The 23,159-nt window shown below is 41.7% G+C and carries 24 protein-coding genes; 11 read left to right on the top strand and 13 right to left on the bottom strand.

Features of this window, described 5'->3' with window-relative positions:
• Positions 1–34: 34 nt before the first annotated feature.
• From ACM0OX_RS02485 to ACM0OX_RS02475, 3 genes are all read right to left on the bottom strand, one after another.
• On the bottom strand, positions 35–1,081 hold the full coding sequence (locus tag ACM0OX_RS02485) for a PstS family phosphate ABC transporter substrate-binding protein (protein ID WP_414512793.1): 1,047 nt from the start codon (positions 1,079–1,081) through the stop codon (positions 35–37).
• Between the two features lie 28 nt (positions 1,082–1,109).
• On the bottom strand, positions 1,110–2,537 hold the full coding sequence (locus ACM0OX_RS02480) for a protein kinase domain-containing protein (protein WP_414512791.1): 1,428 nt from the start codon (positions 2,535–2,537) through the stop codon (positions 1,110–1,112).
• 305 nt (positions 2,538–2,842) lie between these two features.
• The gene (locus tag ACM0OX_RS02475; RefSeq protein WP_414512790.1) at positions 2,843–3,856 is read right to left on the bottom strand and encodes a LysR family transcriptional regulator; all 1,014 of its coding nucleotides are present in this window, start codon (positions 3,854–3,856) and stop codon (positions 2,843–2,845) included.
• Positions 3,857–4,068: 212 nt separating this feature from the next.
• Between ACM0OX_RS02475 and ACM0OX_RS02470 the strand changes: the two genes are divergently transcribed.
• From ACM0OX_RS02470 to ACM0OX_RS02460, 3 genes are all read left to right on the top strand, one after another.
• Positions 4,069–4,785, top strand: coding sequence for an NnrU family protein (locus ACM0OX_RS02470; protein WP_335007606.1), 717 nt, complete (start codon positions 4,069–4,071; stop codon positions 4,783–4,785).
• Positions 4,786–5,380: 595 nt separating this feature from the next.
• Positions 5,381–5,767 carry a thioredoxin family protein gene (locus ACM0OX_RS02465; protein WP_414512788.1) on the top strand — a complete coding sequence of 129 codons (387 nt, stop codon included), beginning with the start codon at positions 5,381–5,383 and terminating at the stop codon, positions 5,765–5,767.
• Between the two features lie 199 nt (positions 5,768–5,966).
• Positions 5,967–8,066 carry an NAD(P)H-quinone oxidoreductase subunit 5 gene (locus ACM0OX_RS02460; RefSeq protein WP_414512786.1) on the top strand — a complete coding sequence of 700 codons (2,100 nt, stop codon included), beginning with the start codon at positions 5,967–5,969 and terminating at the stop codon, positions 8,064–8,066.
• Between the two features lie 40 nt (positions 8,067–8,106).
• On the opposite strand, the gene ACM0OX_RS02455 is transcribed toward ACM0OX_RS02460, so the two are convergent.
• The 3 genes from ACM0OX_RS02455 to ACM0OX_RS02445 form a co-directional block, all read right to left on the bottom strand.
• Positions 8,107–10,731, bottom strand: a complete 2,625-nt coding sequence (locus ACM0OX_RS02455) for a DEAD/DEAH box helicase (protein WP_414512784.1) — start codon at positions 10,729–10,731, stop codon at positions 8,107–8,109.
• 72 nt (positions 10,732–10,803) lie between these two features.
• Positions 10,804–11,130, bottom strand: a complete 327-nt coding sequence (locus ACM0OX_RS02450) for a type II toxin-antitoxin system RelE/ParE family toxin (RefSeq protein WP_414512782.1) — start codon at positions 11,128–11,130, stop codon at positions 10,804–10,806.
• A gap of 4 nt (positions 11,131–11,134) precedes the next feature.
• Positions 11,135–11,392, bottom strand: coding sequence for a hypothetical protein (locus tag ACM0OX_RS02445; RefSeq protein ID WP_414512780.1), 258 nt, complete (start codon positions 11,390–11,392; stop codon positions 11,135–11,137).
• 332 nt (positions 11,393–11,724) lie between these two features.
• Between ACM0OX_RS02445 and ACM0OX_RS02440 the strand changes: the two genes are divergently transcribed.
• Positions 11,725–13,302: an NAD(P)H-quinone oxidoreductase subunit 4 gene (locus tag ACM0OX_RS02440; RefSeq protein ID WP_414512778.1), complete on the top strand. Its 1,578-nt coding sequence runs from the start codon at positions 11,725–11,727 to the stop codon at positions 13,300–13,302.
• A 182-nt stretch (positions 13,303–13,484) separates the two neighbouring features.
• On the opposite strand, the gene ACM0OX_RS02435 is transcribed toward ACM0OX_RS02440, so the two are convergent.
• Both ACM0OX_RS02435 and ACM0OX_RS02430 read right to left on the bottom strand, forming a co-directional pair.
• Complete coding sequence (locus ACM0OX_RS02435; protein ID WP_414512776.1) at positions 13,485–14,435, bottom strand: DUF4351 domain-containing protein; 951 nt, start codon at positions 14,433–14,435, stop codon at positions 13,485–13,487.
• A gap of 26 nt (positions 14,436–14,461) precedes the next feature.
• The gene (locus ACM0OX_RS02430; protein ID WP_414512774.1) at positions 14,462–17,062 is read right to left on the bottom strand and encodes an ATP-binding protein; all 2,601 of its coding nucleotides are present in this window, start codon (positions 17,060–17,062) and stop codon (positions 14,462–14,464) included.
• A 406-nt stretch (positions 17,063–17,468) separates the two neighbouring features.
• On the opposite strand from ACM0OX_RS02430, the gene ACM0OX_RS02425 reads away from it, so the two are divergent.
• From ACM0OX_RS02425 to ACM0OX_RS02415, 3 genes are all read left to right on the top strand, one after another.
• Positions 17,469–18,191: a Uma2 family endonuclease gene (locus tag ACM0OX_RS02425; RefSeq protein WP_414512772.1), complete on the top strand. Its 723-nt coding sequence runs from the start codon at positions 17,469–17,471 to the stop codon at positions 18,189–18,191.
• Between the two features lie 151 nt (positions 18,192–18,342).
• A complete protein-coding gene (locus ACM0OX_RS02420; protein ID WP_414512976.1) occupies positions 18,343–19,065 on the top strand; it encodes a hypothetical protein in 723 nt (240 codons plus the stop codon).
• A 143-nt stretch (positions 19,066–19,208) separates the two neighbouring features.
• Positions 19,209–19,442 (top strand): DUF433 domain-containing protein, encoded by a 234-nt coding sequence (locus ACM0OX_RS02415; protein WP_414512770.1) that lies wholly within the window; start codon positions 19,209–19,211, stop codon positions 19,440–19,442.
• Between the two features lie 16 nt (positions 19,443–19,458).
• On the opposite strand, the gene ACM0OX_RS02410 is transcribed toward ACM0OX_RS02415, so the two are convergent.
• Together ACM0OX_RS02410 and ACM0OX_RS02405 are read right to left on the bottom strand one after the other, a co-directional pair.
• Positions 19,459–19,719 carry a type II toxin-antitoxin system HicB family antitoxin gene (locus tag ACM0OX_RS02410; RefSeq protein WP_414512768.1) on the bottom strand — a complete coding sequence of 87 codons (261 nt, stop codon included), beginning with the start codon at positions 19,717–19,719 and terminating at the stop codon, positions 19,459–19,461.
• A 26-nt stretch (positions 19,720–19,745) separates the two neighbouring features.
• The gene (locus ACM0OX_RS02405) at positions 19,746–19,874 is read right to left on the bottom strand and encodes a hypothetical protein (RefSeq protein ID WP_414512766.1); all 129 of its coding nucleotides are present in this window, start codon (positions 19,872–19,874) and stop codon (positions 19,746–19,748) included.
• 144 nt (positions 19,875–20,018) lie between these two features.
• On the opposite strand from ACM0OX_RS02405, the gene ACM0OX_RS02400 reads away from it, so the two are divergent.
• The 4 genes from ACM0OX_RS02400 (at position 20,019) to ACM0OX_RS02385 (ending at position 22,182) form a co-directional block, all read left to right on the top strand.
• Positions 20,019–20,993: a hypothetical protein gene (locus ACM0OX_RS02400; RefSeq protein ID WP_414512764.1), complete on the top strand. Its 975-nt coding sequence runs from the start codon at positions 20,019–20,021 to the stop codon at positions 20,991–20,993.
• Positions 20,994–20,995: 2 nt separating this feature from the next.
• The gene (locus ACM0OX_RS02395; RefSeq protein ID WP_414512762.1) at positions 20,996–21,487 is read left to right on the top strand and encodes a hypothetical protein; all 492 of its coding nucleotides are present in this window, start codon (positions 20,996–20,998) and stop codon (positions 21,485–21,487) included.
• 184 nt (positions 21,488–21,671) lie between these two features.
• Positions 21,672–21,914 carry a CopG family ribbon-helix-helix protein gene (locus ACM0OX_RS02390; RefSeq protein WP_335160280.1) on the top strand — a complete coding sequence of 81 codons (243 nt, stop codon included), beginning with the start codon at positions 21,672–21,674 and terminating at the stop codon, positions 21,912–21,914.
• Positions 21,904–22,182, top strand: a complete 279-nt coding sequence (locus ACM0OX_RS02385; protein ID WP_414512761.1) for a type II toxin-antitoxin system RelE/ParE family toxin — start codon at positions 21,904–21,906, stop codon at positions 22,180–22,182. Before ACM0OX_RS02390 ends, ACM0OX_RS02385 begins: the two co-directional genes overlap by 11 nt.
• 32 nt (positions 22,183–22,214) lie before the next feature.
• On the opposite strand, the gene ACM0OX_RS02380 is transcribed toward ACM0OX_RS02385, so the two are convergent.
• The 3 genes from ACM0OX_RS02380 to ACM0OX_RS02370 are packed head-to-tail and all read right to left on the bottom strand — an operon-like array spanning position 22,215 to position 23,150.
• Positions 22,215–22,658 (bottom strand): DUF29 domain-containing protein, encoded by a 444-nt coding sequence (locus ACM0OX_RS02380; protein WP_414512759.1) that lies wholly within the window; start codon positions 22,656–22,658, stop codon positions 22,215–22,217.
• The gene (locus ACM0OX_RS02375; protein ID WP_414512757.1) at positions 22,655–22,861 is read right to left on the bottom strand and encodes a DUF433 domain-containing protein; all 207 of its coding nucleotides are present in this window, start codon (positions 22,859–22,861) and stop codon (positions 22,655–22,657) included. The genes ACM0OX_RS02380 and ACM0OX_RS02375 overlap by 4 nt, the downstream gene beginning before the upstream one ends.
• A 13-nt stretch (positions 22,862–22,874) precedes the next feature.
• A complete protein-coding gene (locus ACM0OX_RS02370) occupies positions 22,875–23,150 on the bottom strand; it encodes a LapA family protein (protein ID WP_322650706.1) in 276 nt (91 codons plus the stop codon).
• Between the last annotated feature and the right edge of the window lie 9 nt (positions 23,151–23,159).

Raw genomic sequence — 23,159 nt, 5'->3', positions numbered from 1 at the left:
TATTTGATTATTTGGCTAAATATAACCATTTTGCTCATTTAATTCTAACGAATCCAGCTTTTTCGATCAGTTCTTGACCTTGAGGTGTCAGCAGCCAATTTGCATAAGCTTCGCCAGCTTGCTGATCTGTTTGACCATTCTGTTTAACGATTACAAATAAATTGCGGGTAATTGCATAGTCTCCACTACGAAATGCTTGACTATTCAACTGGTTACGTTTGCTGGGACATTCAGATGGAGATACAACAGGTTGTTGGTAAGGAGGCACAAATTGACCGCTGATTCGCCCTAATGGTAGCGACTTAATAGTACATTGTGGTACAACCTCTGGGGCAGAAGCATAATAAATTGCGCCACTATTCGCGGCTACTTTTCGTACTGCTTCTGTGGTTGTGCCAACATAACTAACGTTAGTACCAAAATTTTCTTTATTTAAAACATTTTCGATAAAGAATTCTACTGTACCGCCAGCTTCTTTGTTGCGAGAATAGATTTTAATTGGTAAATTTGGCCCACCCACTTGTTGCCAATTAGTAAGCTTGCCAGTGTAGATGTCTTTAAGTTGGGCGACGGTTAAACCAGGGATATTGAGATTGTAGTTAACCGCGATCGCAATACCATCAATCGCCACAGGAATTTCTTTCAAACTAAATTCTTTTTGTTTAGCTTCGGTATTTTCTTCAGCTTTAACTGAGCGGGAAGATTGAGAAAAAGCTAATTGATTATCTATCAACATCCTAATACCAGTTCCAGATCCTGCTTGACCTGAAGCAGGTTGAGTATAGCGTAAAGTAAATTGAGGACAAAGGCTTGCTAGTACGGAGTCTACGTCTTTACGGATGGGTGCCCAGGTTGTACTACCACCATAGTTGAATGTTCCTTTTGGAAGGTTTGGGACGTTACATCTGTTGTTGACAAACTGGTTTATGGGATTACCTGTGTTACCATTCTCAGAAGTTTTAGGAACAGTTCCAGTTAATTGCGCCCACCGTTCCATAAGAAACCATAGACCACCAAAGATTAAACCAATAGTGGTGACAACGGCTAAAAAAAGACTAAGTGTTTCGTTTTTCTGAGACATTTATGTCGCTGTTAGCACCAGAAGTTTTTTAAAGTAAGAGAGATAATAATTTATAAATAAGTCGAAATACAGCTGTTAATGAAATAGCTACTAACCCTGCTCCAACTGCTAAAATCACCACTGACGGAAGGTCAAGTCCTCCCCGTAAAAAGGGAATAAAAAAAATAATTGCAAAAGTAATTATGGGAATAATTAATAAATCGAACTTTTCAATCCACCGCCTGGTTTGAGCAAAAATTAGTATACCTAAAATCAGGGCGGAAGTAGTCAAAGTAACTATTGGTGATTTTACTAGACTGAAGAGGGCGATCGCGATCAATGCACCCTGAAATCCACTAAATGCCGCCCCACCCAATAATTCCAATGTCGAAAACGCTGGTTGAGTTGGTGGACGACGGGGAACAACAGGGCTAGAACCTTGGGGTGGTTGTGGCGGGAGGGTTACAGAGGGCGAATTAAGTTGTGTAGCGGCTTGAGCCGCCTGTGAGTTAAGTGCGCGTAGAACCTCCTGAGCTGACTGGAAGCGCTGATTAGCCGCAGGTAGCAGCATCTTGTCTAAAATGTCAGCAAGGTGAGGGTTGACAGTCACTTGCGTTGGCGAAGCCTGCACTACGTGCATTCGCCATTTCCACTGGTTACTGTAAGCATCAAATAGTTGAATTGCTTCCTTATTTGTTAACAAGGTAATCAGAGTTACAGCTAAAGCGTATAAATCTGTAGATGGAAATACTTGGCCCCCAGCCATCTGTTCAGGCGGTGCAAATCCCATAGAATAAATTCCTGTGGAAGAAGCAGCAGAACCAAGTGCAGCATTGGTTACTTGCTTGACTGCGCCAAAGTCTAGTAAGAAAAGTTTACCATCACGACGACGCATAATGTTTGAAGGTTTGATATCTCTGTGGATAATGCCTCTGTCATGGACAAACTCTAGTACCCTCAAAATTCCTTGTAATACTTCTAATACTTGTTGTTCAGAAAATTTGCCTTGTTGAGCTAATTCTTCTTCTAGGGTTTGCCCATCAATGTATTCTTGCACCAAGTAGAAAAATTGGTCTTGCTCTCCTGGTTGCAAACTATTAACTATCACTGGAAAGAAGGCAAACAAGTCAGGAATTTGCTCGTGATCGTTACCAAGTTGTGCTAAAACTTCTGCCTCTCTCTCAAACATCAACTGTGCTTGTTGCAGTTGATTTAAGGTTAAATTTCCTGCTGGTTGAAACTGCTTAACCACGCATTGACGCATTCCCGGTATTCGGCGATCGCGTGCCAAAAATGCTGCTCCAAACCCGCCTCTTCCCAGCAGTTTACTTGGCACATATCGACCATCTAGCATCAATGGCATACCACAGGTAGTGCAATACTTTTGCTGGGTTGTTTTTAGTGTCGTAACATCATCTAAATCGACAAAATAGTTTTGTGGGCGTGGACAACGCGGACGAGTGCAGTAAACTTCCATTTTCGTGATTAGTCAAAATAATTCGTAATTGATAATACTCGCCTTCTCTACGAGATGCTACGTGAATGGCAAGAAGCAAGCTACGTAATTCGTAATTAGTTCAGGTTACAGAGAAACTAAATTTGTTAATGGGGAACACGAAACTTTTTTCCTGATGTCAAACCTTTGGTTTACCTACAGCACCCTGCACGAACACAATGGGTTCATAATTACGAATTAAGTTAGCGACAGAGGAGCGTGATTACGAATTATTTGGTCATTTACAAAAAACGAAGGACAAATGACAAGGGACTAATAACCTGATTTTAGTCTTCGCCAGATGACGTGGGTGTTGCTACCTCCAATGTAGTTAACACTAGACTTTTTTGTGTCAATTTTAACACATCTTGATTCCATCCTGGGTTAGCAAACTGGGGCAAAATTTCTTGACTAAAGGCTTCTGCGGCCTTGGATCTATAGCGATTGGGATTACAAATCAGCCACAGCGTCCGTTTGACGACAACGCCTTCAATGGGAGTACGGTGCAAAACGCCCATTTGTAACTCTTTAGCGATCGCACTAGTTGAAACAAAGGCAGCCCCTAAACCAGACTGCACAGCATTTTTAATCGCTTCAATGGAATTCAACTCCATTTCAACTTTAAAACGTCTGGTATCAATCTCGCAGCGTCCTAGCACTTGGTCTATTACTTTGCGGATAGTCGATTGGGAATCTAGGGCAATGAATTGTAATTTATATAGGTCTTCTTTCTGGATTTTTTCAAGTTTGGTAAAAGGATGAAAAACAGGTAAAATCAGCGCTAGCTCGTCCTCAGCGTAAGGAATAACTTCTAAAGATTCTGACAGTTCGCCGGGAATTTCACCACCGATAATTGCCAGATCGACTTGTCCGTTAGCGACACTCCAAGCAGTCCGCCGGGTAGAGTGGACGTGTAATTGCACTGCCACATCTGGATATTTTTGTCGGAACATACCGATCATTCTGGGCAAAAGATAAGTGCCGGTGGTTTGAGAAGCACCGACAATCAAAGTACCACCTTGGAGATTTTGTAAATCCTCGATCGCGCGGCAAGTTTCTTGACAGAGACTGAGGATTTTTTCACCGTAGTTTAAGAGTAGATGCCCGGCTTCGGTTAATTGGGCGCGTCGTCCTCCGCGATCGAATAAGGGGACATCGAGCTGCCGTTCGAGATTTTGGACTTGCAAACTAACAGCGGGCTGGGAAACGTAAAGACTATCAGCGGCACGCTTGAAGCTTCCTTCTTGAGCGATCGCTTTCAGGATACGTAACTGATCTAAAGTGAAAGGAAGGTCAGACATAAGGCTCAACCCACAAACTTTTAAAGGAGCAGATGCACGTAATAAATCCGGTTTGGCAGCAATCAGCCGGACATGATTTGTTGCATATTAAACTTGAAGGCTTGACTCGAAAAAGACAGTAGCACAACATCTTGACTAAAGTCCCCTTTTGAATACTTTGTGGTATTGGTTGTACTGAATTCAGTTTTCTTTAAATTACTTCACCTGTGTATATGCTGCTGATTTCTTGGTTGACACCCAGTCATTTTGTCATACTGGGGTTACAAATAGTTTTTGCGATCGCTCACAGTGGAGGCGCTGCTTTACGCCCTTGGGCAGAAAAATATATTGGCCCAAGGTTTTATCGCATTCTCTTTGCATTAGTCAGCCTACCGTTGGCTGTGATATTAATTATTTACTTTTTTGGGCACCGTTATGATGGTTTGCAAATTTGGCAGGTACAAGGGGTGCCAGGAGTCCGAGAATTTGTTTGGCTGCTATCAGCAATCTCGTTCTTGTTTTTATATCCTGCTACCTTCAATCTACTAGAAATTGCTGCTATTCAAAAGCCCCAAGTTCATCTCTACGAAACAGGAATTATTCGGATTACCCGTCATCCCCAGATGGTGGGACAAATAATTTGGTGTGTTGCCCACACTCTCTGGCTGGGTACTACCTTTACCCTTGTGACTTCCATTGGATTGATATTGCATCACTTGTTTGGGGTTTGGCACGGGGATCGCCGCTTGAGCGATCGTTATGGGGAAGCTTTTGAAATTGCTAAACAGCGGACTTCAATTATTCCCTTTAAAGCAATTATTGACGGGCGTCAATCTCTCAAATGGCAGGAATTTCTCCGCCCTGCTTATTTGGGAGTTGCCATTTTTATAGCTTTGCTTTGGTGGTCGCACCCTCTGTTACTGGAAGCAACTAGTAGGATAGGATGGTAACTTTAGACGATCCCCAGTGTCAGCAGAAAATCCGAAATAGATGGAAATTTCAGCTTATCAATTGCCCCAAATCAATGTAGGATAAATTCAAACATATATTCAGTGGAGGGTGCGTTCAGCCAGCTTGAGATTTTATATTGGTAGTCATTGGTCAGTTGCCTTTCCTTGAAAGAAAGTGGCAGATTAAGTCAAATCCCTAGGCGGTCAAGGCAATCAAGAGTTTAACATCCAAAAAAGCCAACGCGACTTCTAAGGTAGCTTTTCTGTCAGAGACACATTAACGCGCTCAATTTTTGCCAATTATTCTGTGTCCTGAATATTTGTGTCCTGAATGCATCTATCGGCAGTTACTGACTTGCCAATCCTCCACTGAAGCAGTAGCTGAGTTCTGAGTAAAAGCAACTTAGTATTCATTGCTTGGCAATTAGTCCCAATCCCCGCTTTACTCTAAGAAAAAAAAGAAACGAGTTCCTCATTCAATCCGCTAACTTTAGTTATGGACTTCTACTCAGCAACCAGAACTCGGAACTCAGCACTACTCAATTCAGTACTGATAGCTAGTTTGATATAAAAACCTTATAATCCAAGAGGCGTCATGGTGTTGTCGGTTAGTGAGCGGACATTTACTCAAGAAGTTTTAGAATCTCCTATTCCTGTTTTAGTTAACTTTGAGGCACCTTGGTGTGGCTTGTGTCGAGTTATCCACCCGCTATTGTTGCAATTTCAAGCCCAGTGCGGGGATGAAATTAAATTAGTTGGGGTTAACGCCGATCAAAATTTTAAATTGTCTACTACCTATAGGCTAAAATCACTACCCACTTTACTATTGATTGAAAATGGCACTATTCGCCATCGCTTGGAATGCTTTCGTGGCAGAGAAGATTTGCGTCTAGCTTTAGAAGAGATTAAAGCCAGCTACAGCAATTACCCCAAAATCCACAAAAATTCAAAAATAGTGGACTTAGAATGTCGATCTGCCTGATGGATATTGGGTATGGGGCATGGGGCATTGGACAAATGACCAATGACTAATGACCAATGACTAACGACCAAATCTAAAACCATGCTTAATACCCCACCCAATCAGTCTTGGGTGGGTTATTTTATCCTAAAGGGTGTGTGTCACAATTATTAACAGTTTCGACACGCTAAATCAAGAATTCTAAAAGTAGGCGTCAGTGATGGAAGTAATCTATCAGTATGCCTGGCTGATTCCGGTGTTCCCTCTTTTTGGGGCGATGCTGGTCGGTCTAGGGTTAATCTCGTTGAATCAGGTGACAAACCGCCTACGGCAGCTTAACGCTGTGGTGATTATCTCCATGATGGCAGCAGCTATGGGGCTGTCGTTTGCCTTGTTATGGAGTCAAATTCAAGGACACGCGCCTTATCTCCGCACCTTTGAGTGGGCGGCAGCAGGTAATTTTCACCTGAGCATGGGCTACACTATTGACCACCTGACAGCCCTTATGCTGGTGATTGTCACAACGGTAGCCTGTTTAGTCATGGTTTACACCGATGGCTACATGGCTCACGATCCCGGCTACGTGAGGTTTTATGCCTATCTAAGTTTGTTTGGCTCCTCAATGTTAGGTCTGGTGGTCAGCCCCAACCTAGTACAGATTTATATATTCTGGGAACTAGTCGGGATGTGTTCCTACTTGCTGGTCGGCTTTTGGTACGATCGCAAGTCAGCAGCCGATGCCGCTCAAAAAGCGTTTGTGACCAACCGCGTAGGCGACTTTGGTTTGTTACTCGGCATTTTGGGGCTGTTCTGGGCAACAGGAAGCTTTGATTTTAATATCATGGGCGATCGCCTTGCCCAACTTGTCGAATCAGGTTCTATCAGCAATTTTCTCGCTGTCCTGTTTGCGATTTTAGTTTTCTTAGGCCCAGTAGCAAAATCAGCCCAATTCCCCCTCCACGTCTGGCTACCAGATGCGATGGAAGGCCCCACCCCCATTTCTGCCTTGATTCACGCGGCAACAATGGTGGCGGCTGGTGTTTTCCTCATTGCCCGGATGTACCCAGTATTTGAAGGCGTTCCAGCCGCAATGAATGTCATTGCTTTTACTGGAGCGTTTACGGCGTTTTTGGGGGCAACCATTGCCATTACCCAAAACGACATCAAAAAGGGCTTGGCTTACTCCACCATTTCCCAACTTGGTTACATGGTGATGGCAATGGGAATAGGTTCCTACAGTGCTGGACTATTCCACCTGATGACCCACGCCTATTTTAAGGCGATGCTGTTCTTGGGTTCAGGTTCAGTAATTCACGGTATGGAAGGTGTCGTTGGACACGACCCCGCCTTAGCTCAAGATATGCGCTTGATGGGTGGACTACGAAAGTATATGCCTGTCACAGCAACTACTTTTTTGATTGGTTGCTTGGCAATTTCTGGTATTCCACCCTTTGCTGGTTTCTGGTCAAAAGATGAAATTCTAGGGAAGGCTTTTGAGGCTAATCCACTCCTCTGGTTCATCGGCTGGCTAACTGCCGGGATTACTGCTTTCTATATGTTTAGAATGTATTTCTCGACATTTGAAGGCAAATTCCGGGGTACTGACGAGAAAATCAAGGAAAAACTTAAGAAGGCGGCGACAATTGTTCTGGAGTTAGAGTCAGAAGAACTAGCCCCGAATTTTGGGCCTGGGGCAATGAAGAAAGGAGAATTGGCTGCCACTGGTGAACACCATGACTCTCATGACTCCCACGGACATCACAGCGACTCGCCTCACGAATCGCCGTGGACAATGACTCTGCCATTAGTATTTTTGGCTGTGCCTTCGATTTTCATTGGTTTGGTGGGAACTCCCTACGCCAATTATTTTGAAGAGTTTATCTTTCCTCCTAGCGAAACTCTCACCGAAGTTCTAGAAAAGGCTTCCGAGTTCAATCCGACGGAATTCTACATTATGGCAGGTGCCTCAGTGGGAATTTCCTTGGTTGCGATTACCTTAGCTTCGCTGATGTATTTGCGCCGTAAAATTGACCCGGCTGCGATCGCTGCTAAAATCCAACCACTTTACGAGTTATCCCTCAACAAGTGGTACTTTGATGACATTTACCATCGGGTTTTTGTCCTTGGCTTGCGTCGCCTAGCCAGACAAGTTATGGAAGTTGACTTCCGCGTTGTAGATGGTGCTGTTAACCTCACAGGCTTTTTCACCCTTGTTAGCGGTGAAGGTCTGAAGTACCTAGAAAACGGTCGCGCTCAATTCTATGCCTTGATTGTGTTTGGGGCGGTTTTGGGCTTAGTGATTGTTTTTGGTGTTACCTGATTTTCATAGGGGTGGGCGATCGTCCACCCCTACCTCTCAACTATCCACTAATTGGGAGATTAGCTAATTTATGATCGCGTAAATTTTTTGCTAAGGATGCTGGGTCAAGACGATTATCTTGATAAGCTTGCATAGCACGTTTTCTCCATTCCAAGTTAGCTTCACCAGGAAAACTACGTTTTAGCTCACGTACTACATTGATTGCTTTTTCAGCCCAGGCTTGGAATTTCTGCTGATTCCAATAACACACATCTTGTGTATGATTTTCTGCACCACTGGTGATACTTTTACAAGGTGTAACCACAACAGGTATGATTTCTGATTCTTTGCGAAGTAACGGAATATTCTTTTTAATCCAGTTAGGATGTGAAGCGGCTTGTCTAACTTTATTTGCTCCTAGCGGATTTCCATGATTATCAGTTGAATGGTCTTCAAATACAATACAAAAGTCATCATAAGCAATCCACCAGGGATCTGGATCAGCATCTCCGTTTGAATTTGCAGCTTGATAACCCAATAAACGCCCTAATTTTTCATGACCATTTTCAAAGGCTTTGGAGTCTTGCTGAGTATCTTTCACTCTCTGGAGATTCTCAAGAATTACTTTTACCTCTACTTCAAATTTTTTATCGTTGAAATTGCCATATAGTGACAATTGTGATTCTAGTCCTTCAATAACAGAAGTCAGCCTCAATTTATCAGCTTGATTTTCTTGATCTTCTTGCATACTCAACTTAGAGAGTTGATAAAGCCAACTAACTCCTTCAGTAGTAGAGGCAGCACGCTTAAAGAAATCACGTGCTACTCCTTCCATAGAATCAGTACCACGTTGTGCTGCTATCCAGGCTGCACTTCCAGCAAGGTAGCACCAAAAAGCTCTATATCCTTTAACATCATCTCCACTAAGTGAACTTAATACAGAACGACATTCTTCAACTGCCTTTTCAAAATTGCCGCTCCAAAGTGCATTTTGATATCTAACTTCATGAGCAACAGATGCCTGTAATTTTTCTATGCCTGGAAGTTGAGATTGTTCTAATTTATCTCTCAAATCTATAATATCTTTCTCTGCTTCATTCCAGTCTTCTTTATGTGTTAAAAAAATTTGCAAATTCTCAATAAATCCTGATGGTTGAACATCTTTAGATTGCTCAATTCCATACTCTATTTCAGCTTGAATTTCTGGATGTAAAAATTTCCTTTTATGCTTATCTAGTAAATAATTATTCAATTCTTCTCCAATTACTACTACTGCGGAATAGTCGTTATCTGCTCTTGTACAACGGCCAATTGCCTGAACAATTCTAGTTAATACACGGTTATTAAAAAGAATATTTGCCGGCATTCGCGTCACAAGAAATTTTTCTTGAAGATTTGTTACTTTTTGCATACCTTTTATTATTAATAGACGACATTCATCGCCTCCCAAATCAATACCATCATATCGGTTTGCAACTATAGCTACTGCTTTTGATTCAGATATAAAAGTCTGCTTTGAATTCTCGATTTCCCTAGCATTGAATATTTTATAACTAGTTGTTGTAGATATCTGTGTTGCAAGTTTCTTTGCAGTAGGATCATCTGGGACAAGGACGAGTGTTCTTGGTGTTTCTTTGATCATATCTATAGCTACCTTGAGTGCAGCTTCTTCATTAAGTGATCTTTCTGGAAAAAAGAAAAAGCGACGCCCAATGCCCTGTTGATCCCATCCATCTGGAACTGGTAAACGAACTATTTTTTCTGTACCTGCAAGTCTTTCTAGTTCGCCTCCTTCTCCTAATGTAGCAGACATATATATGCGTTGTTTCGGAGTAGAAAATGGTTGATGAGTACGAGTAGGTGGTAAAATAGGTCGAATTAATATAAAGTTATAGCTGCTGTATATATGGCATGAAAATAAATGATCCTTTATGACAGACCAAGAATATTTTAAATCCTTTATATCATTAATATGTGTATCCAGTATTGTAGTTATTTCTTCAAGTCTTTCATACATGGACGGAGTAGGTATCTTTTGAACCCATTGGAGGTCTCCTAAATCAGGAGAAGAGTTAGACATCAACCTAGAGTAGTTTGGATCGAGAACAATCTCACGCATAACCGCTACTAAAACTTTAAAAAGAGTGCTGTGTTCGGGATTATTGCGCTCAATTGAAAGAGACCAATATTTTGCTATGTAATTTTCAGCAGAATGGGCATCATCAAGAATTATTATGTCGGCGTTCTTAAAGAAAGGATTTGTGTTAAATAAACTACTATAAGTAGTGACAGCAATAGTTTCTGCATTAGTATACTCAGCCTTGATAGTAGGGGCATATTCGGTCTGTTGACCTGTAAAAGCATTTGCTTTTATTCCAAAAATAGTTGATGATTGCTCAACTACCTGATTCACAAGCTGAACAGTAGGGCATAGATACACTACTTTTTCATTAAAACGGCAACGCCGCCATTCTGCAATCAAAAGCCCGACTCCTGTCTTACCACTACCTGTTGGAAGTTGTAAGGCAACATCTGGTAGATTGAGAGTTTCTGGCTGACAGTATTTTCTAAGTATGTCAGCTTGGTGAGAAATCAAACCTTGAGATTTTTTATTTTTAATATCTCGGAAAAGTGCTTCAGGGGTTTCGGCAGAGGTGTGAGAATGACTAACTTTTTTGAGTGCCATGTCTTTGAGATGCTTAGTATCTGGTGATCACACTGTTGTAACATAAACGAAATGCTCCCAGAATATGATTTTTTATGTCTTTTTAATTGCATCTTCAATCTCTTCTAAGCTCACATCTGCCTGATCCGATTTTGCATAAATTAGTAGAAGTAAGACGCATTCAGGCGAGACAACCCGATAAATCACCCGATATCCACCACTTTTACCCGTCGGGATATCACTGTTTTTTGCTCTAATTTTAAAAACAGTCAAGTCTATCCCAGAAATTTGATCGCCGATAAAATTCCCAGCCTGTAGCTGATCAATAATGAGTTGAATGTCAATTTGAATTTGCCGATAGCGTTTAGTCAGAGTCTTGAGACGGCGTTTGAAGGGAGGTGTAAAGCGAACTTCTGCCATAAATCTAGGCTTCGATATCGTCCCAAAGCTCTGAAACTGGGAAAGTTTCTCCTGCTGCTGCTTGTCGCACGGACTCTTGCAAATCGGCTAATATTTGTGCTTTTGGCTCTTGTTCATCAATCCAAGCTAAACCACTGACGTTATCAGAATTTATGGAACTTATAAGCTGTTGCCAAAGTTCTACAGGGACGAGTACATCTGTTGTATCTCCATTTACGTTGGTCACATAACGAATCTGACTTTCAATTTGTGCGATTATCATTATGTTTAGTTCTCCTGTGATGATTTTTTGTAGCAAATCGCTTTTTTCAACAACCATCAAACAGCATTTTGTATTTTTAGGGTTGGACTACGCGATCGCACCGCTAAAATTCTAGTTTACCAACTTTTTTAGGGTAAATTGTTGACTTCACTGGGAGTATCACAACCCACATTCCGCACACCCAAAGGTCAAAAGAGACTCCCAACAGCAGAAACGGGGGATTGCCAATTTAATTAAATCAACCTAACGAGGAAGACGAAATCCCCAAAAAGCTGTTACTTAATAACTAGTGACTTTTTGCCAAACATGATTTTGATAGCAGACGAATTGTGATGAATATAGCTAATTTTCCGTGGCTGACGACGATTATTCTGTTTCCGATAGCCGCGTCGCTACTTCTTCCCGTCATTCCTGATAAAGAAGGCAAAACAGTGCGCTGGTACTCCCTTATCGTGGGGCTGATAGATTTTGCACTAATTGTTTATGCTTTTTATACTGGGTATGATTTCTCCAATCCAGATTTGCAGTTGGTGGAAAGTTACCCTTGGGTACCACAATTGGGTTTGAATTGGTCAGTAGGGGCTGATGGCTTGTCCATGCCCCTAATTATTTTGACTGGATTCATTACCACGCTGGCGATTTTAGCAGCTTGGCCTGTCACCTTCAAGCCCAAGCTATTTTACTTCTTGATTTTGGCGATGTATGGCGGTCAGATTGCCGTGTTCGCTGTCCAGGATATGCTGTTATTTTTCCTGGTGTGGGAACTGGAACTAGTACCGATATACTTTCTGCTGTCGATTTGGGGAGGCAAAAGGCGGCAGTATGCAGCGACTAAATTCATTTTATACACCGCCGGCGGTTCCCTGTTTATTTTGCTGTCTGCCCTGACAATGGGATTTTACGGCGATACGGTGACGTTTGACATGAGAGCGATCGCCCTCAAAGATTTCGCCCTGAATTTCCAACTAGCGCTTTATGCTGGCTTCCTGATTGCCTACGCCGTCAAGTTGCCGATTATTCCTTTGCACACCTGGCTACCTGATGCCCACGGTGAAGCTACAGCCCCCGTACACATGTTATTGGCAGGTATTCTCCTGAAAATGGGCGGTTATGCCTTAGTTCGGATGAATGCCCAAATGCTCCCCGATGCCCACGCTTATTTTGCACCAGTTTTGGTGGTTTTGGGGGTAGTTAATATCATCTACGCTGCCTTGACATCCTTTGCCCAGCGCAACCTAAAGCGAAAAATTGCCTACTCCTCAATTTCTCACATGGGCTTTGTGATGATTGGTATTGCCTCCTTCACCGATTTGGGATTGAGTGGGGCAGTATTGCAAATGGTTTCCCACGGGTTAATTGGGGCGAGTTTGTTCTTCCTTGTAGGGGCAACTTACGATCGCACGCACACCCTGATGTTGGATGAAATGGGCGGTGTCGCTAAGAGAATGCCGAAGATTTTCGCCATGTTCACCACCTGTTCAATGGCTTCTTTAGCATTGCCAGGGATGAGCGGTTTCGTGGCAGAATTGATGGTGTTTGTGGGCTTTGCTACTAGCGATGCTTATAGCTCTACCTTCAAAGTGATCGTGGTGTTCTTGATGGCAGTGGGAGTGATTTTAACTCCGATTTATCTGCTGTCGATGTTGCGAGAAATTTTCTACGGTAAAGAGAACGAGGAATTAGTTTCTCACCAAGCTTTGATAGATGCCGAACCCCGTGAAGTATTTATCATTGCTTGTTTGTTAATTCCAATTATTGGTATTGGTTTCTATCCCAAATTGCTGACTCAAATGTACGACGCTACAACTGTACAATTGACGGCAAGATTGCGTGATTCCGTGCCGACATTAGCACAGCAACAAGACGACGCACTGAAGGTTTCTTTGAGTGCGCCCCAAATTGGTAATTAAGTTGCGATCGCTAGTTTAGTTTAAATATTGATTACTTTGAGGGCGGGTTTTGTACCTGCCCTTTTTGTTACTCACTCGTAACTTTTTATTTGGTAATGTAATAAATCATTGAACTAAGTTAAAAAAATCCTGTCTCGCCAAGTGAGTAGATGTATTTTTTACATTTTTAATAAAAATAGATTTTAAGCTGATTGATTTTGCAACCAGTTCAGCAAATCTTCCATAGCAGTAAAATCTAACAAAGCTTCGCCAAGGGTTTCTAATTGATTTAAAGAAAGAGATTTGATGCGCTCTTGCAATTCTGGTGATAATTCTCCCATTCGTCTTTGTAGTAACCTTAAAATAAGCTGTTGTTCACCTTCTTGTTTTCCGCGCTCGTAGCCGATGCGCTCACCTGTAGTTACATATCTCATAGTTCGCTCCTGCTCAAATTGTTTAAACTCTTCCCAAAACTGATTTTCTAATGCCTTTGGTAATATCATAACCCAATCGATAAATCGATACAGGTTGCGAATATCCTGCTCTCCTAAGCCCAAATCATATAGTCTGCGAATTAAGCTGAATTTCCATATTTTGCGTTGTTCGGGTGAAGAGCGCGTCTGCTGCGTTTTCAAATGCGCCATGACGACAGTTGCAAATGGATTATCGCTATTTTCTAACTCGTGAAAGCGATTTTCGTAATCCAAAAGTTTAATACTGCCAAATTCAAAAGTTAAGCGAGTATTGGGATAATTATAGCTGTAATTGCTTGGTCGCCATTCGCGGTTTGGATCGCAGAGAATTGCAAGGCTTATTGCTGGCCGATCGAAGCGGTCAAATATGCGAAAGTTGTAGGTAAACATCCGCTTAGGAAAATTATCTTCTTTTTGTGCCTGAATTTCAACATGGACTAATAACCAAAGTTCTTCCCCTTGGGTTTGCCAAACTTTGACTAATTGATCGGCATATCGCTTACCCTGTTCAGCTTCACGAGCTATCTGTTGAAGTTCTTTATCTAGAAATTCATAAGGACGTTCCCAATCAATTAATGCAGAAGTTTCTGGAAAAAAGAAATGCATTGCTTGGGGAAAATAAGCTTCTATAATTTCTTTCCAAGGGCTATCAAAATCAGCGCGTTCGCTATAATTAGTCATATCATTTTCCATTCTCCAGAGTAGCATCAAATTCTGGATAGAGTCGCAGTACTTGCAGTCGCTAGTTTAGAATTTTGCTTAATCGGAATCTCAACCCAAAATTCTGCTCCCTGTCTAGGCTCGGAAATACACCAAATAGATCCGTTGTGTTTTTCTGTGACTATCTGAGCGCTAATTGCTAATCCTAATCCAGTGCCTTTACCTGCCGCTTTTGTGGTAAAGAAAGGGTCAAATAATCGTTGCTTAACTGCTTCGGTCATACCAGGGCCATTATCTGCAATTTTTACAGTTATCCGATCCAAGTTACGTAACTCAGTACGAATTACAATCTGGCTGGGGTTAGTTTCTATCTCCTCCAGAGTTCGCTTACTGTTATAACTATCCAGGGCATCAATGGCATTACCAATCAGATTCATAAATACTTGATTTAATTGTCCGGCATAGCATTCTACTAAGGGAATATCACCATATTCCTTGACTATTTCAATTCCGGCATTTCCAGGCGTTTGTTTGAAGCGATTTTGTAAAATCAGTAGTGTGCTATCAATACCTTCATGAATATTGACAGGTTTCATATCTGCTTCGTCAAGTCGAGAAAAATTCCGCAAGGAGAGAACTATTTCACGAATGCGATTAGCTCCCATTTTCATTGAAACTAATATTTTAGGTAAATCTTCAGCCATAAAGTCAAGGTCGATCGCTTCGATATGAGCTTGTACTTCAGGTGTTGAATGAGCATTAGACTGTTGATAAAGTTCTACTAGTTCCAACAAACCCAGTGTATATTCACTTACATGGGTCAAATTGCCGTAGATAAAGTTAACTGGGTTATTGATTTCATGAGCTACTCCAGCCACTAATTGACCTAAACTCGACATTTTTTCGGTCTGAATCAGTTGGGCTTGGGTTTCTTTGAGATTGTGCAGAACTTGGTTGAGTTGTTCTGCCTGAATAGTAGCAGCAGCAGTAGCAGCGCGGCTTTGATTATACAATTGGGCTTGGTCAATGGCGATCGCTAACTGGTCAGCCACGCCTCGAATAATTTCCACCTCATCATCATTCCAGGGGCGAAGCTCTCTACTATGTTCGCAGACAATCACACCCAAGTGACCCGACTGAGTTTGAACTGAAACTGTTAGTAGAGATTTAAAACCCAATGTCACCAGTAAATTCCGACTCTTGAAATCAAGCCACGAATCTGACGCAATGTCATCAAAGCAAAGCAAATTTCCTTGCATAACAGCTTCACTCAAGGCTTCCACATTCTGGATAGGAGAACAGCCTAAAGGTTCTGTTAAGTCGGGAGCGCAAGCTTGCTGACTCAGTTCCAAGCTAGTAGATTCATCTTCTTGATGACACCAAAAAAATTGGCATCGATCGATTTGTAGCAGTTCCCGAACTTCAATTACTACTGTACTCAAAATCGTATTTAGATCCAGCGAGTTGCGAATTTGACTAGATAGACGAGTTTTAAGTATTTTTTCCCGTTCAACTAGCTTTCGCAATTCAACTTCAGATTGCCTTAACTCTAGCTGGGCCATATTACGATTTACGCTAGCTCTTGCTAGTAGCCAAGAACCAATGCCAATTAATCCTACTAACCCAGCATATAGCAGTAGCAATTGACTCAAAAATCGATTTGATTTGGTTGTCAAAGTTTCTGGCGATACCCGCGAGACAATTTTCCAGTGATAGGATTTAGTATCAATTTGATTTTGGCTTGGTGCAAAAGCTTGTCCTGCTCCCGTACTAGATTTTTGCCCTTCGACAAGTGGGTAAACTGTGGTAAAAGTGAACATTCCCTCAGCAGTTTGGAATTGTCCCGATTCTTGTTGAGAAATCTGCTGCCATGCTTGAGGAAATGCTGTGCCAAAAGTGCGGTTTTTGCGTTCGGGAAACATAAATCCCCATTCATCTTCAGGCTTCGCCCCTTTTAACCAGTAGCCATCAGCATTCAGTAGCATTCCTTGGCTAGAGGCGTTAGCAAAAGCTTGATTAAAATTGTCCAGCAGTTTTGCGCCGAAATAATTTAACACCACAATGCCCCGTTTCTGTCCACGGCGATCGAAAACGGGAGTGCCAAAGCGGATCATTGGCTTTAAGGGTTGTTCAACCTGACCTCGTTCGATGTTGAGGTCAAGGGGAGAGACAAATACTTGTCCTTGGTTCAGCCGCAAAGTGTCATTAAACCAGTAGCGCTTGGCTTGAACTTGTAGTTTTTCTTCAGGGACAATTGCTGGTTCACCCTGGTTAAAGTTGACTCTGACAACTTCCTTACCCGATCGATCCAAAAAGCGAATTTGGTCGTAAAGTTTTTTATATCCAGAAAATAATAAAAATTCTTGAGAAAGTGCCTGTTGTTGCCCATCCACCCCATCTAAAATTTTTTCTAGCTCGTTTTGTTTAGAGATAACCATCAAATCTGAGACAACCGAGTGAAAGTCTCCGCTGATGACTTTAGTTTGTAAATCTACCTTACGGAGTTCATTTGTTTTGAGCAGAACTTTCTCGGTTTGTACCTGTTGGTAGTAGATAGTCCCAATAACAACCCCAACTAACGCTGACAACGGCAAAAAAACCGTTAGGAAGTTTTTGATTAAAACTCGTGAATGGATCTGTGGTGACATATTTGATACTTAGGTACAACTCAAAAATTGGGCTGAAAATTAGCTAATTTCCAGCTACGCCACGTTTTCTGAGTCAAGGTTGAGAAAAGACTTTTTCTCCTGGTAGGTATAGCTAATCAGCCCAGCTACCAAATTCACCATGAAATTGAATACTCTGCGACTTCTGGAATGTTCTAGTTGAACAAAGTTCCGCCCTTTTTTGCTATTGTCAGTTAGACACTCTGATAATCAGTACCGAAAAACCACGAATCTGATGTCAGGATTTTACACTTATAAGTATTTTGATACTGAGAAGAGAGATAGAAGGTGATATCTACGCTAAAAATGGTTTTTCATTCTTGTGCTGCGATCGCACATCAATAGATTACGTACAATCTATCTAGAATCAGATTTGGCAAAACCGCTCATGTTAAACTACAATCCACTGCATTGTTTGCCATCTTCCGAAGAATTACCCGACTCAGATGATACTGCTGTGGATAATGAACTCCAAAATTTAATTCCCGGCTTGCTAAAAACGATACTAGCTTTGGTTTGGTGCGATCGCTGGGATTGGTTTTTTGGTGTTGATATGGGTATTTATTATCACCCTGACAAACCAGCTATTGTCCCTGATGGGTTTCTCAGCTTAGGAGTTAAACGCTTCGTTGATGAGGATTTACGCCTAAGTTATGTGCTGTGGGAAGAAAAGCAACTGCCAATTTTAGCGCTAGAAGTTGTTTCTCAAATATATCGAGAAGAATATAGCACCAAGAAAGAATTTTATGCCAAAGAATTAGGAATTTTGTACTACGTTGTGTATAGTCCCCTGCGGCGTAAAAAGTCGCCTTTGGAAGTGTATCGCTTAGTCGATGGGGAATATATCTTAATGTCAGGAAATCCCGTTTGGCTACCAGAAATTGGTTTAGGAATTGGGCGAGAACGAGGAATTTATCAAGGTATAGTGCGGGAGTGGCTCTACTGGTATGACGAAGAAGGGCAAAGATTGCTGACACCAGAAGAACGCATTAGGGAAGCGGAAGAACGCACAGCTTTTGAAGAACAGCGACGAGTGGAAGCAGAACAACAAGTGAAAATGTTAATTGAAAGGTTAAATGCGCTAGGTGTCGATCCAGAAACTTTGTTATAGATTCACCAGATTTTGTAATTTTCGCTGCTTTAATGTTAATTAGCTTCCTGGCTAGGGAATTATATTTGTAAAGCAACTAATAGCTATGACGGTACAAATCGTCATGCCTGGTTGCTCAATAAATATATTTACCAAAACCTTCATCAAAAATATGGAAGTTAAATTAGGATTTGGAGCAGTCCCAAAACCTCAATATGTCTTTGTCAGTAAAGAATCCGATCATTGTTGGTATATGCTTGCTGAAGATGAAAAACGCATCCCAATATATGATAGAGCTTTGACTGGGGTAATTACAGAGATAGAAGTTAATAAAAAGGTTGAAACTAAATTCGGGCCAGTTGAAAAGAACGATTTATATATTTTGGCAGACAAACCTTATATTATCCGTTCAGGTAGCGACTCCTTCTTTTCCAAAAGTTTATTGTTATCTTTAGATGCCCTTACTTGTAAAGAATTGTGTAATCCACTAACGATAGCCGTTAGCCCTGGAGAGAGTAATGTAGTTTTTTGCAAAATTTACGATCCAATAACTTATCGTTCTGTAGGTGTTAGTTGGGATGGACATAAGGAATTAGATTGGCAAGCTTTAGGACAAAGACTAAGTTTAAAGATTAATAATATTCATAATTTTAATCAAGGTAAAAATCAATCTCAATCAGAAGCAAGTGACAATATAAAAATGCCTGAACCGCGTGATGTTTTTATAGCTAAAACTGACACATATTTAGCTCAATTAAATTGGACTCCAGAGCAGGGAAGGGAGTGTTTGCAGCAGAAATATGGTAAGCGATCGCGTCTACAACTCACTGATACAGAAATTCTGGATTTCATTGATTACCTGAAGCTACAACTAACCCAAAACTGCTCAACTTAGGTGCTGTTGGGTTAGTGTGCGATAACTGCGTAGGCGTAGCCCGTCGTAGACATCGCCTTTTTGCTACACTGAGATGCTAGGCTGGAATAATTGCGATCGCAGAATTAGAGTTAAATAAAAGTACCTGATATTAAAATACTTGCATGAACTCAAGGGTTGATTTGTTGACTCGCATTACTCAAACTCCTGGTCAGTGTGGTGGTCGTCCTTGTATTCGAGGTATGAGGATTCGTGTGAGTGACATTTTAGAAATGTTGGCTGAAAATGTCAGTGTTTCTGAGATTTTAGAGGGTTTTCCCGATCTCGAACTCGAAGATATCCAAGCCTGTCTATTGTTTGCAGCACGGCGAACAGACTTTCCTCGATTGACAGCATGAAAATTTGGATTGATGCTCAGTTGCCTCCTACATTAGCACTTTGGCTGACTGTCTCTTCACTTTCAGGGAAAATTGAAGCTGCGTAATGTAACGAGAATGATGCTAAATCAAGCTGATCTTCGCGTTGGCTAGCAACTTCTAAGCAGACTTGAATCGCATCTTGCAGCATTTCTAATAAATGTTCATAGCTGTCTCCCCAAGTGTGGCATCCTGGTAGGGCAGGTACAGAAGCACACCACACATCGTCTTCTTGCCAGATAACTGCTTTAATTTTCATTACCAATCATCTCTACAAGATTGCGACTAATATTCTAGCGTCAAGCCGAGTGCGATCGCCGAATAGCCCGTCGTAGAAATCGCTTGTCCATTGCATTGAGGTGTTAGCCTCCCACCGGTGCGATCGCACTCAACACAAAAATGATTGACAACCACATTAATCGCAGTCTCAAATTTACACCTTGTGAATGTTCATTAGTTGGTATCTCCGGGAAATATAAGTATAAGGTGATGCTTATTTTTTCTGTGTAACCCGTAGGTAAGTACTAATCAAATACTAATCATAATCAGGAGTATTTCATGATTCCACTGATTTTGGGTGCTGCTGCTTTGGCTACTGGAGCCTTCGGAGCGCTAAAAGGTGCTGAAGGCATTGGCAATATGAATCAGGCAAAGGAAATTGGTGAACAGGCTCAACAAAAATACGAAAGTAGCTTGCAAAACTTAAAAGCAGCCTGGGAAATTACCAACCAGTCAGCAGAAGTTTATGGTCAGATGCAGCTTCGTATCAAACAGAGTACAATTTCAAACTTTATAGCTTTTATTGAAAGAATTGGTCAGCGAGCTTCCCAAAACAATCTGGACATTCTAACTGGATTAGACATCTCCACTCAGCAAATTCAGGAGTACAAAAAAGAAGTTATCAAAGCTGAACAGTGGGTACAAGGTGGTGTGTCAGCAGCCGTGGCAGCCTCAGCAGCAGGCTCTGCTGCAATTACCTTAGCAAGGAATGTAGGTACTGTTACTGTTTCCAGGTTTTTTGGATTGTGGGCTAGTGAAGTAGCTATCTCACAAGTTGGTGGTGCTGCGGCTTGGACTGGAGCCATAACTTGGTTAGGTGGCGGTACTAGTATGGCAGTTGGTGGCGCTGTATTGGGAGGTATTACACTCGGCCCGGCGTTAATGGTTGGGGGTTTTCAACTTGCTGGTAAGGGTGAGGAAGCTTTGACTAAAGCGCGAGAGTATGAAGCTAATGTCAATGTAGAGATTGCCAATATTGAAGCAGCTCAAGATTTTCTCTTACAGGTTAAACGGCGAACAGTGGAACTAGCTAATTTAGTGTGTAATTTAAACAACCGTGCTAAATCTGCACTTCAAGAGCTTGAAGCCCAACCTTTTAATCGCGATCGCGATGCTAGGAAGTTTCAAGAAGTAGCACTTTTAATTAAAGCACTTGCAGAAATTATGAAAATTCCTATTTTAGATAATGAAGGGCTATTAAACCCTTCTACTTTAACCATCCAAGCTAAATACAAAACTCTGGGAGGTATTTAGCAATGGTTTTACCAAGTATCGGTACAATATGTACTGCGGTTAACGCCACAAAATCGTTAGTAACCATTGTTTCCAGTTACAAGCAAATTGGAGAGCAAGAACGGACTAAAAGGCGTGAGATAGCAGCTTTAGAAAAAACACAATGTGTTGAAATAGTTTCTTCAGCTTATGGTGAATATAAAATAATTGCCGAACAAGAACAGACAAAGAGACGAGAGATCGATGCTTGGGAAAAAGAAGCAATCACCAAGATTAACGCCCAGCGAGATTTGCTGATGGCGTATCTAGATCGCTCTTTTGATGAACGTGCAGAAAACTTTCGCGCTTTATTTGCTGTCGTTGATAATGCGATCGCATCCGGCAATAATGAACAACTAGCCCTTACCTTAAATTCAATCACAGAAATAGCTAAATCAAGCCCTTTCAAAGACCTTGCAAATTTAGCTTCTGTTCGCGCTGCCCTAGATGATCCAAATCACGAATGGACATTTTGATTTTATAACAGCGCGATCGCTCTCCCAAAATCTTTCAAAAAAGCCTACCAACGTAGGCTTTTTTCATGTACTACTAGGCTGACGGGCTACAAACGTTTTGAGAATAATAGCGATCGCCACTATAATCACATTGCATTGCAATATCTTGCAATATAATATATTGCAAGACAATTTTCACAAGACGATGAGCAAAGAAAATATTACGTTTCGGATAGATAGCGATCAGAAGGCTGCACTTGATGCGATCGCAGCAGGAATGAATCGCGATCGCAGCTACGTACTTAATGAGGCGGTAGCCACTTATCTAGAAATGTATCAGTGGCAAATCGAAGAGATTCAAAAGGGGATTGCTGAAGCGGATGCTGGAGATTTTGCCAGTGATGAAGAAGTAAAAGCGACTTTTGCAAGGCTTACCAATGCAGATTAAGTGGCTGCGTCGTGCGCTTCGTAATTTGGAACAAGCACATAGCTACATCCTCAAAGAGAATCCACAAGCAGCGCAGGAAGTGATATTGAAGATTCAACTTGCTGCCAGTCAACTTGAGAATTATCCTTTTATGGGGCGAACTGGACGTATAGAAGGTACAAGAGAGCTAGTAATTTCTAGTACGCCATACATTGTTATTTACCGTGTCAAAGAAGAGTCGGTAGAAATTCTTCGGGTTTTCCACACGTCAAAGCGTTATCCAGATTAGCGCCACTACCCACACAGTGACAAATAAAGTTATTAAATATCGCTTGCTTCCGGTAGCCAGTCTTCATCCAACACTAACTCTAGAGAATATGGGCACTCTTCTGGAAACACTGATAAAAGTATCCCTGTTTGCTTGGCTGCTTGCCGACGCGCCCTTTGATAACTTTCCTCAAGTTGCTCTGTAGGATAACTCTTAAGACTAGGACTATCTTCTATCGCTAACTCAATTTGGGTGCGAGAATCAGTGATGGAATCGAGCCAACTATCTGAGCGACGCTGGGGTTGATATTGCCACTTCAGCAGATGCAAGAGTAAGCGAGTTAGTTGACTTGCAATAGCCCGCCTTTCACTTTTGCCCAAGCCTTCAACCTCTTCAATCAGATGTTCTACATCAACTTCATGCCAGCGATGCGATCGCAATAGTTGGGCTGTCTGTTCAATCCACAAATTAAAATCTGCTTTATAAGTTGCGCTCATAGCCGTTCTCGATCGGTTACATAGCTTAGGCAAGCCAAAATATCCTCTTGTGTCAAATAAGGAAAGTCATCAAGCACTTCCTCGTAGGTCATCCCAGAGGCAAGATAAGATAAAACATCGTATACAGTAATTCGCATTCCTCGAATACAAGGCTTACCGCCTCGTTTTCCTGGTTCGATTGTAATAATGTTTTGATACTGCACAGCTATTCAACCCTCAAAAGTCTTCATCGTCAACAAAAAATTCTGCATCGTCTTCCAATCGAGAATTACCCTGCCCAATACCAGCAAGCCCCCACAGAGGTTGCAGCAGTGCCATACCAATTAACCCGACAACGGCACTAAAAGCTAGCACTAAACCCATTGGTATCTGAATCGATTGGAATGTTAAGAATTTTAACGATACGGGTGTGGCATTTTGAACTGAAATAATTGCGATCGCAATTACCCAAACTGCTACAACTAGAGATGTCAAAAAAGGAGCGATTTTCATAGTTTGCTC

Source organism: Nostoc sp. PCC 9305 (assembly GCF_963920915.1).
Classification (GTDB): domain Bacteria; phylum Cyanobacteriota; class Cyanobacteriia; order Cyanobacteriales; family Nostocaceae; genus Nostoc.
The sequence above is the reverse complement of the archived record's forward strand: the minus strand, read 5'-3'. Positions and strand labels throughout refer to the sequence as shown.

Excerpts from the sequence above, each read along its gene's own strand:
- ACM0OX_RS02395 (WP_414512762.1), top strand. The coding sequence starts at position 20,996 with ATGGTTTTACCAAGTATCGGTACAATATGTACTGCGGTTAACGCCACA.
- ACM0OX_RS02370 (WP_322650706.1), bottom strand. The coding sequence starts at position 23,150 with ATGAAAATCGCTCCTTTTTTGACATCTCTAGTTGTAGCAGTTTGGGTA.
- ACM0OX_RS02445 (WP_414512780.1), bottom strand. The coding sequence starts at position 11,392 with ATGATAATCGCACAAATTGAAAGTCAGATTCGTTATGTGACCAACGTA.
- ACM0OX_RS02465 (WP_414512788.1), top strand. The coding sequence starts at position 5,381 with ATGGTGTTGTCGGTTAGTGAGCGGACATTTACTCAAGAAGTTTTAGAA.
- ACM0OX_RS02460 (WP_414512786.1), top strand. The coding sequence starts at position 5,967 with ATGGAAGTAATCTATCAGTATGCCTGGCTGATTCCGGTGTTCCCTCTT.
- ACM0OX_RS02485 (WP_414512793.1), bottom strand. The coding sequence starts at position 1,081 with ATGTCTCAGAAAAACGAAACACTTAGTCTTTTTTTAGCCGTTGTCACC.
- ACM0OX_RS02425 (WP_414512772.1), top strand. The coding sequence starts at position 17,469 with ATGTTAAACTACAATCCACTGCATTGTTTGCCATCTTCCGAAGAATTA.
- ACM0OX_RS02415 (WP_414512770.1), top strand. The coding sequence starts at position 19,209 with ATGAACTCAAGGGTTGATTTGTTGACTCGCATTACTCAAACTCCTGGT.
- ACM0OX_RS02435 (WP_414512776.1), bottom strand. The coding sequence starts at position 14,435 with ATGACTAATTATAGCGAACGCGCTGATTTTGATAGCCCTTGGAAAGAA.
- ACM0OX_RS02430 (WP_414512774.1), bottom strand. The coding sequence starts at position 17,062 with ATGTCACCACAGATCCATTCACGAGTTTTAATCAAAAACTTCCTAACG.
- ACM0OX_RS02450 (WP_414512782.1), bottom strand. The coding sequence starts at position 11,130 with ATGGCAGAAGTTCGCTTTACACCTCCCTTCAAACGCCGTCTCAAGACT.
- ACM0OX_RS02385 (WP_414512761.1), top strand. The coding sequence starts at position 21,904 with ATGCAGATTAAGTGGCTGCGTCGTGCGCTTCGTAATTTGGAACAAGCA.
- ACM0OX_RS02400 (WP_414512764.1), top strand. The coding sequence starts at position 20,019 with ATGATTCCACTGATTTTGGGTGCTGCTGCTTTGGCTACTGGAGCCTTC.
- ACM0OX_RS02470 (WP_335007606.1), top strand. The coding sequence starts at position 4,069 with ATGCTGCTGATTTCTTGGTTGACACCCAGTCATTTTGTCATACTGGGG.
- ACM0OX_RS02380 (WP_414512759.1), bottom strand. The coding sequence starts at position 22,658 with ATGAGCGCAACTTATAAAGCAGATTTTAATTTGTGGATTGAACAGACA.
- ACM0OX_RS02410 (WP_414512768.1), bottom strand. The coding sequence starts at position 19,719 with ATGAAAATTAAAGCAGTTATCTGGCAAGAAGACGATGTGTGGTGTGCT.
- ACM0OX_RS02440 (WP_414512778.1), top strand. The coding sequence starts at position 11,725 with ATGAATATAGCTAATTTTCCGTGGCTGACGACGATTATTCTGTTTCCG.
- ACM0OX_RS02475 (WP_414512790.1), bottom strand. The coding sequence starts at position 3,856 with ATGTCTGACCTTCCTTTCACTTTAGATCAGTTACGTATCCTGAAAGCG.
- ACM0OX_RS02455 (WP_414512784.1), bottom strand. The coding sequence starts at position 10,731 with ATGGCACTCAAAAAAGTTAGTCATTCTCACACCTCTGCCGAAACCCCT.
- ACM0OX_RS02420 (WP_414512976.1), top strand. The coding sequence starts at position 18,343 with ATGGAAGTTAAATTAGGATTTGGAGCAGTCCCAAAACCTCAATATGTC.
- ACM0OX_RS02390 (WP_335160280.1), top strand. The coding sequence starts at position 21,672 with ATGAGCAAAGAAAATATTACGTTTCGGATAGATAGCGATCAGAAGGCT.
- ACM0OX_RS02480 (WP_414512791.1), bottom strand. The coding sequence starts at position 2,537 with ATGGAAGTTTACTGCACTCGTCCGCGTTGTCCACGCCCACAAAACTAT.